This is a genomic window from Sporosarcina ureae, from assembly GCF_002109325.1.
GTDB lineage: Bacteria > Bacillota > Bacilli > Bacillales_A > Planococcaceae > Sporosarcina > Sporosarcina ureae_C.
On the sequence record NZ_CP015348.1, the window covers coordinates 2,047,501 to 2,060,945 of the forward strand.

A 13,445-nucleotide genomic window follows, 5' to 3' on the forward strand; every position below is an offset into this window, starting at 1 on the left:
TGCGGGGATGAGGTGTGGGTAGCGGTGAAATTCCAATCGAACCTGGAGATAGCTGGTTCTCTCCGAAATAGCTTTAGGGCTAGCCTCAAACGAAAGAATCTCGGAGGTAGAGCACTGTTTGGACGAGGGGCCCATCCCGGGTTACCGAATTCAGACAAACTCCGAATGCCGATGATTTATGTTTGGGAGTCAGACAGTGGGTGATAAGATCCATTGTCGAGAGGGAAACAGCCCAGACCACCAGCTAAGGTCCCCAAGTATCTGTTAAGTGGAAAAGGATGTGGCGTTGCCCAGACAACCAGGATGTTGGCTTAGAAGCAGCCATCATTTAAAGAGTGCGTAATAGCTCACTGGTCGAGTGGCGCTGCGCCGAAAATGTACCGGGGCTAAACAGATCACCGAAGCTGTGGATTGACCTTAGGGTCAATGGTAGGAGAGCGTTCCAAGGGCGTTGAAGCTAGACCGGAAGGACTGGTGGAGCGCTTGGAAGTGAGAATGCCGGTATGAGTAGCGAAAGAAGGGTGAGAATCCCTTCCACCGAATGCCCAAGGTTTCCTGAGGAAGGCTCGTCCGCTCAGGGTTAGTCAGGACCTAAGTCGAGGCCGATAGGCGTAGACGATGGACAACAGGTTGATATTCCTGTACCACCTCCCCGCCGTTTGAGTAATGGGGGGACGCAGTAGGATAGGGTGAGCACACAGTTGGTTGTGTGTCTAAGCAGTGAGGTGGAGAACGAGGCAAATCCCGTTCTCATATAACACTAGGCTGTGATGGCGAGGAGATTTATCTCCAGAGTCCCTGATTTCACACTGCCAAGAAAAGCCTCTAGCGAGGCGGGAGGTGCCTGTACCGCAAACCGACACAGGTAGGCGAGGAGAGAATCCTAAGGTGATCGAGAGAACTCTCGTTAAGGAACTCGGCAAAATGACCCCGTAACTTCGGGAGAAGGGGTGCTCTGGTAGGGTGAATAGCCCGAGAGAGCCGCAGTGAATAGGCCCAGGCGACTGTTTAGCAAAAACACAGGTCTCTGCAAAATCGTAAGATGACGTATAGGGGCTGACGCCTGCCCGGTGCTGGAAGGTTAAGAGGAGGGGTTAGCGCAAGCGAAGCTCTGAATTGAAGCCCCAGTAAACGGCGGCCGTAACTATAACGGTCCTAAGGTAGCGAAATTCCTTGTCGGGTAAGTTCCGACCCGCACGAAAGGCGTAACGATCTGGGCACTGTCTCAACGAGAGACTCGGTGAAATTATAATATGCGTGAAGATGCGCATTACCCGCGACAGGACGGAAAGACCCCGTGGAGCTTTACTGTAGCCTGATATTGAATTCCGGTGCAGCCTGTACAGGATAGGTAGGAGCCTAGGATTCCGGAGCGCTAGCTTCGGAGGAGGCATTGGTGGGATACTACCCTGGCTGTATTGGACTTCTAACCCTTGCCCGTGATCCGGGCAGGAGACAGTGTCAGGTGGGCAGTTTGACTGGGGCGGTCGCCTCCTAAAGAGTAACGGAGGCGCTCAAAGGTTCCCTCAGAATGGTTGGACATCATTCGTAGAGTGCAAAGGCATAAGGGAGCTTGACTGCGAGACCTACAAGTCGAGCAGGGTCGAAAGACGGACTTAGTGATCCGGTGGTTCCGCATGGAAGGGCCATCGCTCAACGGATAAAAGCTACCCCGGGGATAACAGGCTTATCTCCCCCAAGAGTCCACATCGACGGGGAGGTTTGGCACCTCGATGTCGGCTCGTCGCATCCTGGGGCTGTAGTCGGTCCCAAGGGTTGGGCTGTTCGCCCATTAAAGCGGCACGCGAGCTGGGTTCAGAACGTCGTGAGACAGTTCGGTCCCTATCCGTCGCGGGCGCAGGAAATTTGAGGAGAGCTGTCCTTAGTACGAGAGGACCGGGATGGACATACCGCTGGTGTACCAGTTGTCTTGCCAAAGGCATCGCTGGGTAGCTATGTATGGACGGGATAAATGCTGAAAGCATCTAAGCATGAAGCCCCCTTCAAGATGAGATTTCCCATTACGCAAGTAAGTAAGATCCCTCAAAGATGATGAGGTGGATAGGTCTGGGGTGTAAGTACGGCGACGTATGTAGCTGACAGATACTAATCGATCGAGGACTTAACCTATTTTAAAAAGTAGTTACTTGAACTACGCCAATGTCTTTTATTCAGTTTTGAGTGAACAAGCTTTACTCAAAGAGTCTAGTAACGATGGCGAAGAGGTCACACCCGTTCCCATACCGAACACGGAAGTTAAGCTCTTCAGCGCCGATGGTAGTTGGGGGTTTCCCCCTGTGAGAGTAGGACGTTGCTAGGCACGCGAAGCCATTCCCTTTGGGGAGTGGCTTTTTTGTGGTTTCAGGGAGAATTTAATCGCATTAAAGAGGAGATGATCCCATTTTAGTTATTGCGTTACCTTTTTATCCAGTATAATCAATCTTTCTCCGTGAGCGCTCTATCCGCTGCGTTGACCGCTCTATTGGCGTCGCTGAGTGCTCTATTCCTCGCCGTGGCCGCTCTATCTGCCGTGCTCAACGCTCTATAGCCTCTGAAAACCGCTCATAGCCTTCATTTTCCACTATGATTATCTGTGTCGATCAATTATCCCCTATAAGCGCTCTATCTACTGCGTTGACCGCTCTATTGGCGTTGCTGGGTGCTCTATTCTTCCCCGTGACCGCTCTATCTGACACGCTCACCGCTCTATCATCCCCCATAACCGCTCATAGCCTTCAATATGTATCTAATTTCCACCAAAAACTATGTGTCGATCAATCTTTCACCACAAGCGCTCTATCTAACTCAGTTGAACGCTCTATTGACGCCGCTAAGTGCTCTATCCCTCACCTTGACCGCTCTATCAACCACGCTCACGGCTCTATAATCCCCCAAGATCGCTCATAGCTCCCATTACGTGTTTACTTACTTACTCTCCCTTCTCTATCCAAAATACAGACGAACTATCTTCCAGAACCAGCAACTCAGTGTCATGTACTCTCAAAAACAAAAAAACCAGACTATTTATTTCCCCTACAAAAACTCATTTAACTTAATAGTCTATGGAAAGTTAGGGTATATTGATAGTAAGAGACGTACGATAGCAGGGGAGGGGATTTTATGGTTATAACGATAATCAAGCGGTTTTTTAAAGAACGCTTTTTTGATCAGGCGGCTCAGAATGCTTACTACATGTTGCTTTCCGTGTTGCCTTTTTTACTTGTAGTGCTATCGATTGTACAATTTCTGCCTGTGCAAGAGGCTAGTATTTTAGCGTTATTACGTCCGTTCGTCCCAGAGGAGTCTTTTCGGCTGATTGAGCAGAGTGTTCAGTCTATGCTTTATAAAAGTCATGGCAAGTTGCTCGTGTTGAGCGCGTTGGCCGCGTTGTGGACGACGTCTGTTGCGGTCCAATCCTTTGCCCGATCATTGGATTTAGCAAACAGGAGGCTTTATCAGCAGCCGTTGTGGGTGAATATAATCCGTAATATAGGTGTAACGATTCTATTCATGCTTATCGTTCCGATGTCGCTATTTTTGCCTTTGATTGAAAAGCTTTTACATACCGTGATTGCATATTATGATGTGCTGGATGCATGGGAAGGCTGGTTATATATTTGGCCGAATATTAAATGGGGACTCGGTACGTTTTTCTTGTTCTTGTTCTTTTTATTATTTTATCAATTGATGCCAACTGGAAAGATGAAGTGGAAAGAGGCATTACCGGGTGCAATACTCTCAGCATTTGGCTGGCAGTTTGTTTCATTGTTATTTGGGGAGTATGTATCACGGGTAGATTATTCGAGGCTGTATGGACAATTGGCAGGAATTATCATGCTTGTGTTATGGTTTTACTTAACAGCAGTGATTATTATTCTTTCAGGACTATTGAATGCAGAGTGGAGAAGGAAAGGGCGGTCTAAATGAAGATTTTAGTGGTAGATGATGATATACATATTTTAGATTTGGTTAGCATTCACTTGCGGCAGGCGGGATATACCGTTGTGAAGGCGATGAATGGATTGGAGGCACTTGAAGTACTCGACAAGGAGTGGCCCGACTTAGCTGTGGTGGATGTGATGATGCCTGGTATGGATGGCTATGAACTGACGAAGAGGCTCCGTGAAGATACGGAGATTCCCGTGTTGCTATTGACAGCAAAGGGTGAGATGGAGGACAAGGAGCGCGGCTTTTTAGCTGGATCAGATGATTATTTGGTGAAGCCGTTTGAGCCGAAGGAATTATTGTTCCGCATCCATGCCATTTTACGTCGTTATGATAAAGCGGTAGATCAGATGATTCAGGTTGGACCGTTACTGATTAACCGAAAGAGTTATGAAGTTGTGCTTGGAAAGAAGTCGTTGCTGCTTCCGTTGAAGGAATTTGAATTGCTATCGGTGCTCGCATCACGTCATAGCCAAGTGTTCACGCGCGAGGTGCTAGTAGAGCGCGTGTGGGGCTTTGATTATGAAGGGGATGAGCAGACATTGAGTGTGCATATTAAGCGGTTGCGCGATAAGCTGGAGAAGCTAACAGATCAGGTGAAGATCGTTACGATTCGCGGTGTTGGCTATAAGCTTGAGGTTTCTGAATGAAATCGCTGTACGGAAAGTTTTTGCTGTTGACGGTTGGTATTATGATGCTAAGTGCAATTCTAGCCTTTCTTTCAGTGAACACGTATTATCATCGATATTTAAAAGCACAAAACGATACGAAGAATGTCAAAGTGGCTGAGGGGATTGCGTCTTTTGTTGAAGAAAATGATGGAATGGATCTATCCTCGTACTTTGATATGCTAGCCGATGTGGGATATAAGCTATTGGTTATATCACCGACAAGTAGTCCCACTATCTATGGCGAAGCGTTCCGTGATAATAATCTCGAAGAAGAAGCGATTCAAAAAGTCTACGCTGGCGAAGTATATCACGGTATGCGCGATTTAAAGGCGGAGACATTTGTGACTGGATACTTTTCCAATGAATCTGCCAATACAGTAGGAGTACCTTTTACGTACGGTGGGCAGACATATGCATTGTTCTTGCGACCAGATATTAAGATGCTGTTCACAGAAATTCACTATTTGCTAGGTGGTATGGTGATCGTCATGGCCATCATCAGTATTCTATCGATGCTCGTTGTAGCGCGTAAGTTGATTGCGCCGATTGTAGCTTTGACTAAGGCAACGAAAAAGGTTGGCGAAGAAGAATTTACTAGTGAGCTGTCTATTGATCGAAGTGATGAAATTGGGCAGCTTGCGAAGAGTTTTCAGCAGATGATTCATCGTCTTAATGAGAATGATCAGATACGTAAAGCGTTTATTAGTGATGTATCGCATGATTTCCAATCGCCTTTACTAAATATTAAAGGCTACGCGGATTTATTATCGGATGAAGCGTTGCCGACAGATGAACGTTTACGATATGCGGGAATCATTCAATCTGAAACGGAACGACTCTCGACATTGACTAAGCAGCTGCTACTATTGACGTCGCTTGATCAATTGATATCACCGCTGCAAAAAAAAGACTTCCGCGTGGATCAACAAGTGAAAGAAACGGTTCGTAAATTCCAGTGGTTAGTACAAGAGAAAGAGATGTCTGTCATGCTTGAGGTTGACGACATCATTTTTGAAGGGGATCCTGCATTTCTAGAGAAAGTATGGGAGAATTTATTGTCGAATGCCCTGAAGTATTCACCGGATGGAGGGTCGATTGATATCCAGCTGACCGAGCAGTCAAATGAGGTCACTTTCTCGATTAAAGATACCGGCATTGGTATGACTGAAGAAACAAAGAATAGAATATTTGACCGTTTCTATCGTGCAGATCACTCAAGAACGCGTGAAGTAGAAGGTACGGGTCTTGGATTGTCAATTGTTGAACAAGTTGTGCGTCTCCATGATGGGCGTGTAGAAGTAGTCAGTGAGCTTGGTGAAGGTACGGAATTTATCATACACTTGCCAAAGCTGTAACCAGAAGTTCATCTTCCGTTCATCTTGGTGAGTTATAATGAGTGTAGTAGAAAGATGACGGGAGGAAATATAGTATGCAAGAAAAGTGGAGTATTCGATTGATACGTATTGCAGCAATTTTTGGTTTGATAGGTACAGTTTTAGGTTCACATATGGCAGGAGCAGGTTCTTATGCGTTTCGTCCAATTCACGCGCATATTTTGTTAGTGGGTTGGTTGTCGGTATTTTCTTGGGGAGTGTTCTACAAGATTTACCGTGTCCGTGCAAGAAAGTTATTAACACTTCAAGGCTGGACGGGTATTATTGGTGCAATTGGTTTAACCGCAGGCATGTGGTTACAATTTCTTCAACCGTTTAATATCAATGAAGTATTCTCTCTTGTGCTTTACATTGTAGGCGGTACTGTACTATTAGTAAGTTTTGCTTTATTCGTAGTAGTAACGTTTATGATTGAAAAATCACCTGCTGTGCGTAAATAAATCATCACCCAAGAATCCGGTTCATTCGGGGTCTTGGGTTTTTTAATGTCGAATTATAAGGGAAAGTTTTCAGTGATAATCAGCGGATTCAACAAATAATTCAAGACACCTATGACATACTAGAACGACCTAACAAATGAAGGAGCGAATGACCATGACTGCTCGCAATCGGTTTCACCTCATTATGATTTGTTTTACTGTCTTGATTGCCGGGACGTTGTTGATCAAACAGACAGCAAGTTCAGAACAACGGAAGATAGAAACGATAGGAATTGATTATGCTCAAATGAACCAATCGGTTGAGAAAGTGTTAAAAGATATGCCTGAAATGGTAGAAGAGCTGACATCTATTCAATCTGGTATTCGTAGCAACAAACTTGAAAGCTCATTTTCAACAAATAAGACAGAGTTTCGTTTGCGTGTGAACAATAATCTGACAGGAGAGGAGCACTCTTCACCATTCCTAAAAGGAATTGCGGAGAAGCAAACGGATCATTATCAAGATGCACTGGAAATAGCGGAAGAAGCTTATGGTATTACGGTAACGGAAGATGAAATAGACGCTTATATCAAAGAGAATGTTTCGACAGTTTGGGATGCTGAAAAACGAAAGTATGCGAAGTCCCTTCAATTAACATTGAATGAACTGGACTATTATTTCGATAGGGATGTCTATGTGATGAATGTACTATGGGAAAGAGTTTTGCCACTTGTTATGCAAGAGTTTCCAAGAGAACGTGGAGAGAGTGGACAAGCTTATGGGAAACGGATTAAGGAAGAGTTTTTCACAAGTATGGAAGATGAAGCTTAGTCATAGTGTAACACTTGGAACTTGCTAGGCACGGGTAATAGTAGAGCGTTAATACAAAGAGATGCGTAAGTTGAAAGTTTGAAGGAATAACTAGCGACATTTCCCGGGAAATTACTAAACTCACACTATATAAGCTAAGAGATTGTATAGTATGGGTTTGCTTATAAAGAAAAGTCAGTCTCCCATAGGACTGGCTTTTTGCTACGAGAAGAATTAATTACATTAAAAACGGCCATTCTATGTATCAATACGTACCCTTTCAATAATATAGTAATAAGGAAGTCAATTTAAAATACTAGACATAGTATATTTTAAATTACTGCGATAGCGTAGGCTCTATGCTATATTAAAGACTACCTTTTAATAGAAAGGGGTGGAAGAAATGATAGAGCTTGGAGGAATGATGGTCGGTATGGAATTGGGTAATATTCTAACAACTCTTTTATCTCTTATAACCATATTAAACATTCTGCTACTGGCCTCAGTATTATTTATCGAAAGAAGAGATATTGGAAATACGTGGGCTTGGATCATGCTCTTGGTATTCATTCCTATTGCCGGATTCTTTATTTATCTGTTTTTCGGTCGCAGTTTGAAACAGAAAAACTTCTATAATCTTTCAGCCGCAGAAAGAAAGGCTGAGAAAACGGAAGTGGATAAACAACTACTACCCGAAAACTTGGCCATACTTGAAAATAATGCATTATTAAAAGAACATAGGGAATTAATTCATATGAATTTAAAATCCTCTCACGCACTACTTTCCAAAGATAATCATATAAAAATATTTGATGATGGACATGCGAAATTTGCTGCGTTGTTCGAAGATATCAGTTTGGCGACTAAAGAGATTAATATTCAGTACTATATTATTCAGTCCGATTCCTTAGGTACTAAACTGCGTGATCTCCTAATTCAAAAGGCAAAAGAAGGAGTTAAAGTTCGACTTTTGTACGATGAAGTAGGATCTAAGAAGACGCCACCTAAATTCTATAATGATTTACGTGCAGCAGGTGGAAATGTAGAAGTATTCTTTCCATCCATGTTCCGTCTAGTGAACTTCCGGGTCAATAATAGAAATCACCGGAAGCTCTGTATTATTGATGGTGAAATTGCGTATATTGGTGGTTTCAATGTGGGGGATGAATACTTAGGTCTTAATAAGAAATTTGGGTATTGGCGTGATACACATTTCAGGATGACAGGTGGGGCAGTCAATCACATCCAAGGAAAGTTCATTCTTGATTGGCATCAAGCGGGTAAGAAAGAGCCAGGTGATTGGGGAGACTACTTATTCCAGACAGAAAAACAAAGTGGCACTAGTCCAGTACAGATTGTTTCAAGTGGACCAAACTCCGAGACAGAACATCTAAAAAATATGTACATCAAGTTATTATTATCGGCTAAAAAGACTGTCTACATTCAGACACCCTATTTTATCCCGGATACTAGCTTTATGGACGCCTGTAAAATTGCATTATTATCTGGTGTGGATGTACGGATTATGATTCCATGTAAGCCGGATCATCCGTTTGTTTACTGGGCTACTTGGTCTTATGTTGGTGATTTGCTTAATTATGGAGCGAAAATATTGTTGTATGAAAATGGTTTTTTACATGCGAAGACAATTGTCGTGGATGAAGAAGTAGCAGTAGTAGGTACTATGAATATTGATTCACGTAGTTTCCGTTTGAACTTCGAAGTAACTGCTATTGTTTATGATGAGATAGTAGCGGCGCAATTAACTGATCTATTCCGTCAAGACACCGAGTTGAGTTCGAAACTGACGAAAGAGCGCTATGAAGAGCGATCATTGCTCATTAAGTTTAAGCAATCGATTTCTCGTTTATTATCGCCTATTCTCTAATGGTTGTAAGTGCGTAATGCACTATTAATTGATTAATGTAGATGTGCATACGATCATATAAAAAGGAAGCAGCATGGGGCTGCTTCCTTTTTATATTTTTACGTTATGTAAAGACCAAGTTCAATTTTCCTTCTTTCAGTTCCAGTGAAGCATCGAACTTATTGCCATCTGCGGAGGTAAATCCTTTGATGACGTTAGTCTTACCTTTGGTACATAACAATTTGACTTGTGGGACGGTCAGTTTCTTTTTCAAGAACAGACCTGGAAAAGTTTGTTTACAGCCGTTTTTATAGTTACTGCAGCCGAAAAACTTTTGATGTTCAATAATCATGCCTTTACCGCATTTTGGACAAGGTGCAACTTCAGTTCGGGTGTACGAGCTCCTTCCTGAAGAAGGGCGTGGCGGCAGCACGATATCAATCGTTTGTTTTTCTAATTGGACGGGTACATCTTCAATCAGCTTTTGTATGAACTTTGTTACGCTGCCGAGGAAGTGCTGCCCCGTACCTTCACCATTGCCGATTTTCTTTAAGTATGTTTCCCACTTTGCGGTCATGGAAGGGCTGGCAAGCAGGCTGCCTTCGATTGTCTGGCAGAGTACGCGTCCTTTATCTGTAATGGATACGATATTCTTGTTTACAGCGATGTATCCGTGTTTTTTGATAGTCTCGATGATGCTGCTTCGTGTTGCTTCTGTTCCGAGACCTTCAATTTCCTTCAGAATATCCGTTTCGTTTTGATCTTCCACTAATTTCCCGCACGTTTTCATCATGGCGATGAGTTGACCTTCCGTATACGGTTTCGGAGGTTGTGTCGCGCCTTCTTTTATACCGATTTCACTTTGAACCGTTTCTTCTTTCGCAAGTGGCGGTAGGGTAGGTTCTTCTGCATCTTTTGCTTTGGTGGGTGCAGCAAAAAGTTCCTTCCAGCCTTTATCGCGCTCTGTTTTACCTGTTGTGAAGAATGGCAATCCGTTGACGTCTGTTATCACTTTCGTTTCAGTATAAAGATAATCCCTATGGAACATGGAGAGTGTAGTGCGTATAACTTCTTCATACAGATTGCGCTCGAGTGGTGACAACTTTGTCAGTGCGGCAGGAGTCGGCAGTTTTTTAGTCGGGATGATCGCATAGTGTTCTTGTACTTTTGAACTGTCAACATAGCGTTTTTTGGGTGTACGTGAAGCAACTTCAAACGGATGCTCTATTAACTTTTGGTAATCTTCAACCGCCTCAACTAAGTAATTGAATTCACTGGGTGTGATATGACGTGTATCGGTTCTTGGATACGATACTAGTTTTTTCTCGTAGAGCGTCTGCATCGTTTTTAACACGGTTGCGGGACTTGCTTTCCAGCGTCTGTTGGCTGTTGCCTGCAACGTCGAAAGAGAGTGCAACTGTGGCGGCGGTGTTCGTTTATCAGTATTCGTCAGCTCGCTAATTACACCAGGCGTCCGCTTCGTAATATTGCGGCTGTTTAATGCTTCCGCAATTAATTCACGTTTTGGTTCCTTGAGCTTTGCTTTTCCTTTATATGTACCGTGTTCCGCAGTAAAAATGGCTTCTGTTTCAAAAAATGGTTCAGACACAAATGTTTCAATTTCGCGTTGACGTTGGTAAATTAAATACACTGTTGGCGATTGAACGCGGCCAATCGGAAATACTTCTTCAATTCCTTTTGCCTTTAGGAGAAGGGTATATAACCGAGAACCATTCATTCCAACTAACCAATCGCTAATTTGACGGGCTTTCGCTTCCTCGTATAGTTGCAGGTCTTTCTTGTTGTCACGTAAATTTTCAAATCCTTTACGCACTTCATCTGCTTCCAGCGAGTTAATCCACAGTCGCTGGATCAATTGATTGCGGGCACCGGTCATATAGTAGATCGAATAAAAGATATTTGATCCTTCTCGGTCCACTTATCTCTATATAAGTGTACATAATACAAATGCATATATATAATAATATTATTATCTGAAAAGTCAATGGAATTAAGGATTGAAGAGGATTTAGATTAAATAAGGTATGCACATAATAAAATGATTAATATGGATAGTTATAAATGTATCTGCCATAATTTATAGAGATATAAAATGTACATAATAATTGATAGGAGGAATACTTATGAAAAACAATTTACTTCGCTTTGATCAGAATCAATTTATAAAATTTAGCACAATTCCTATTTGGATTGATTATATATTTCACAGTAATGGCAAAGTAGAAAAGAAACACTGTGCAGTTATAGGATTAAAGGATATGAAGCTTGATGTACATGTTATTCATCCGATCAGTGAGTTTATCATAGACAATTGGAGAAATAGGCAATATAACACTCAGCGTAAGCATGCAAATAATCTAGTTCAGTTTTTAAATTATCTTATAGAAAATAGAAAGAAATTAAGTTTACACTCGCTTTCTGATATACAGATAAATACTGGAACAGAATACTTAAATTATCTAGCTTTAAAAGGTGTTAGAAAGTCCACGGTGAAAGATGCAGAAAGAACTTTGACTAAGTTTTACTATTGGTTAGTGAAAATAGAAGTTCTTTCACTTGCGACGAAAAGTTCTTTTGAAGAAAAAGAAAATCATTTAGGTACTTATCTTGAATCACCATTCCATCCACTATATCCTTCTAAATCAACTAAAGAAATTGAACATACTTTACCTATAAGCTATATACCCTTGCTACTAGAAGTCGCTATTTCTGTTGCTAAACCAATTGCATTAGGCTTATATTATCAATTGTTTGGTGGCTTAAGAATTTCCGAAGTACTCAATTTAAAAAGAACTCAAGTTGGAAGAAGAATGAAGGAAGGCGATTTTATATTGAAATTGCAGAACCAGAACTTTAGGACAGATTTAAAAGAACATTCCTCAGTTAAAAAAGTTAGAACACAACGTGTTTTAGAAATTAATGATTGGGGCCATAATCTATTTAAAGATCATATAAATTTATATAAACCCACTGATGGAACTCAAGCGTTATTTGTTAATAGAGATGGGAATGCATTATCGCAAAGAAGCTATAGACAATATTTTCAAAAGGTGAAAGATAATTTCATTAAATTACTTGAAAACAATGGAGATACTGAACAAAAAATTTTAGCTAAACATTTAAAACATATGAAATGGTCAACACATATTGGACGAGGAACATTTACTAATATGATTGCAGAAGATGCAGAAAACCCATACGAAATTGCTCATCTACGCGGAGACTCAAATATTAATTCTTCACTAATATATATGGTTTCTACTGATAGACTCCACAAAAAAATAGAAGAGAAATTTTCAAATATGCATGAAACCTATATTCCCAAACTGATTACTAGAAAGGAGTGATGATTTGGATAATTATATTGATGAATATTTAACAATAGCTCAAGTTTGCAAAAAGCTTCGATTAAATAATGTTAATGATGTTTATTTACTCATTGAAAAAAGATGTTTTTCAAGCGCAGTAAAGATAAATAATTTATGGCATATCACCGTAGATGATGTTGAAAAATATGAACAAACATTAAACGTAGTGGCTAGTTGTTTAACTATTAAGCAAGCAGCTGGAAATTCGAAATATGGTAATAAAAGTATAACCTCCATTCGTACTTTAATTAGGAATTCAAGATTGCCTAATGCGTTTAAATTTAATGGTGAGTGGTGGATTCCCAAAAGTGATCTTAAACAATTAGCAATAGAAGAATCGAAATTATTAAATACAACGCAGGCTTACAAGCAACTAAATCTAACATCACACCGAAATATCCTAAATTTAATTAATAAGGGTATATTTCCAAATGCGTTCAAAGACTTTAATCTGAAATGGAAAATCCCTCTCAAAGATATAGAAGAATATGAAGAAAAATAAAATACTGAAGATATAAAGAAGTCTTTAAGTATTTTTGAGGTTGCTCAAATGTTAGGACTCAAATCAGGAAAGGCAGTTCTCTATCATGTGAAAAGGAATAAGTTTCCGAATGCTTTTATGATAAATAATAACTGGCGAATTCCAATTAGCGATTTTGAGAACTATTCATCCAAAACGAAAGATTGCTTAAATACATCACAAGCTGCTGAAAGATTAGGCTATAAGAATAAATATTCAGTACTACTATTAATAGAAAACTCCACAACTTTAAATGCATTCAAAGCTAATGGTTCTTGGTGGATACCAATATCCGATATTGAAAAATTGAACAGGAAAGTTTAGAGTATCTAGATACAGACAGCACCGCTAAGAAGTTGAATTTAGAATCCAGAGTAGAGATTCATAGATTACTCAGGAGGAATAAATTCCCAAATGCATTTAAAGATG

Annotated in this window: 10 protein-coding genes and 2 rRNA genes (1 of these 12 running past the window's edge); 11 read left to right on the forward strand and 1 reads right to left on the reverse strand. The window is 41.1% G+C overall.

The genetic code is table 11. The features are described from left to right. The 8 genes from SporoP32a_RS10205 to cls form a co-directional block, all read left to right on the forward strand. Window positions 1-2,130: ribosomal RNA gene (locus SporoP32a_RS10205) — 23S ribosomal RNA — on the forward strand; it begins 799 nt to the left of the window's first position. A 74-nt stretch (window positions 2,131-2,204) separates the two neighbouring features. Then, window positions 2,205-2,320 (forward strand): 5S ribosomal RNA (rrf, locus tag SporoP32a_RS10210). An 800-nt stretch (window positions 2,321-3,120) separates the two neighbouring features. Next, window positions 3,121-3,927 (forward strand): YihY/virulence factor BrkB family protein, encoded by an 807-nt coding sequence (locus SporoP32a_RS10215; RefSeq protein WP_085427784.1) that lies wholly within the window; start codon window positions 3,121-3,123, stop codon window positions 3,925-3,927. After that, window positions 3,924-4,595, forward strand: a complete 672-nt coding sequence (locus SporoP32a_RS10220; RefSeq protein WP_085427785.1) for a response regulator transcription factor — start codon at window positions 3,924-3,926, stop codon at window positions 4,593-4,595. The genes SporoP32a_RS10215 and SporoP32a_RS10220 overlap by 4 nt, the downstream gene beginning before the upstream one ends. Further along, window positions 4,592-5,971, forward strand: coding sequence for a sensor histidine kinase (locus tag SporoP32a_RS10225; protein ID WP_085427786.1), 1,380 nt, complete (start codon window positions 4,592-4,594; stop codon window positions 5,969-5,971). The genes SporoP32a_RS10220 and SporoP32a_RS10225 overlap by 4 nt, the downstream gene beginning before the upstream one ends. 74 nt (window positions 5,972-6,045) lie before the next feature. Next, window positions 6,046-6,450, forward strand: coding sequence for a hypothetical protein (locus tag SporoP32a_RS10230; RefSeq protein ID WP_085427787.1), 405 nt, complete (start codon window positions 6,046-6,048; stop codon window positions 6,448-6,450). Between the two features lie 154 nt (window positions 6,451-6,604). Next, entirely contained in the window at window positions 6,605-7,261 is a 657-nt protein-coding gene (locus SporoP32a_RS10235; RefSeq protein ID WP_085427788.1) for a hypothetical protein, read from the forward strand. Window positions 7,262-7,673: 412 nt separating this feature from the next. Next, window positions 7,674-9,128, forward strand: coding sequence for a cardiolipin synthase (gene cls / locus SporoP32a_RS10240; RefSeq protein WP_085429045.1), 1,455 nt, complete (start codon window positions 7,674-7,676; stop codon window positions 9,126-9,128). A gap of 103 nt (window positions 9,129-9,231) precedes the next feature. Here the strand turns inward: cls and SporoP32a_RS10245 are convergent, their stop codons facing one another. Beyond that, window positions 9,232-11,046 carry a type IA DNA topoisomerase gene (locus tag SporoP32a_RS10245; RefSeq protein ID WP_232319510.1) on the reverse strand — a complete coding sequence of 605 codons (1,815 nt, stop codon included), beginning with the start codon at window positions 11,044-11,046 and terminating at the stop codon, window positions 9,232-9,234. A 205-nt stretch (window positions 11,047-11,251) separates the two neighbouring features. Here SporoP32a_RS10245 and SporoP32a_RS10250 point away from each other — a divergent pair, with 205 nt between their 5' ends. From SporoP32a_RS10250 to SporoP32a_RS10260, 3 genes are read left to right on the forward strand one after another with little or no spacing between them, the layout of a single operon-like run. Continuing rightward, window positions 11,252-12,475 (forward strand): tyrosine-type recombinase/integrase, encoded by a 1,224-nt coding sequence (locus tag SporoP32a_RS10250; protein ID WP_085427790.1) that lies wholly within the window; start codon window positions 11,252-11,254, stop codon window positions 12,473-12,475. 4 nt (window positions 12,476-12,479) lie between these two features. Then, a complete protein-coding gene (locus SporoP32a_RS10255) occupies window positions 12,480-12,998 on the forward strand; it encodes a MerR family transcriptional regulator (protein ID WP_085427791.1) in 519 nt (172 codons plus the stop codon). 48 nt (window positions 12,999-13,046) lie between these two features. Continuing rightward, window positions 13,047-13,340, forward strand: coding sequence for a hypothetical protein (locus SporoP32a_RS10260; RefSeq protein ID WP_085427792.1), 294 nt, complete (start codon window positions 13,047-13,049; stop codon window positions 13,338-13,340). Window positions 13,341-13,445 lie beyond the last annotated feature (105 nt).

Bases quoted from the DNA above. Each gene is read 5' to 3' on its own strand.
- SporoP32a_RS10215 (WP_085427784.1), top strand. From the start codon at position 3,121: ATGGTTATAACGATAATCAAGCGGTTTTTTAAAGAACGCTTTTTTGAT.
- SporoP32a_RS10220 (WP_085427785.1), top strand. From the start codon at position 3,924: ATGAAGATTTTAGTGGTAGATGATGATATACATATTTTAGATTTGGTT.
- SporoP32a_RS10225 (WP_085427786.1), top strand. From the start codon at position 4,592: ATGAAATCGCTGTACGGAAAGTTTTTGCTGTTGACGGTTGGTATTATG.
- SporoP32a_RS10230 (WP_085427787.1), top strand. From the start codon at position 6,046: ATGCAAGAAAAGTGGAGTATTCGATTGATACGTATTGCAGCAATTTTT.
- SporoP32a_RS10235 (WP_085427788.1), top strand. From the start codon at position 6,605: ATGACTGCTCGCAATCGGTTTCACCTCATTATGATTTGTTTTACTGTC.
- cls (WP_085429045.1), top strand. From the start codon at position 7,674: ATGGAATTGGGTAATATTCTAACAACTCTTTTATCTCTTATAACCATA.
- SporoP32a_RS10250 (WP_085427790.1), top strand. From the start codon at position 11,252: ATGAAAAACAATTTACTTCGCTTTGATCAGAATCAATTTATAAAATTT.
- SporoP32a_RS10260 (WP_085427792.1), top strand. From the start codon at position 13,047: ATGTTAGGACTCAAATCAGGAAAGGCAGTTCTCTATCATGTGAAAAGG.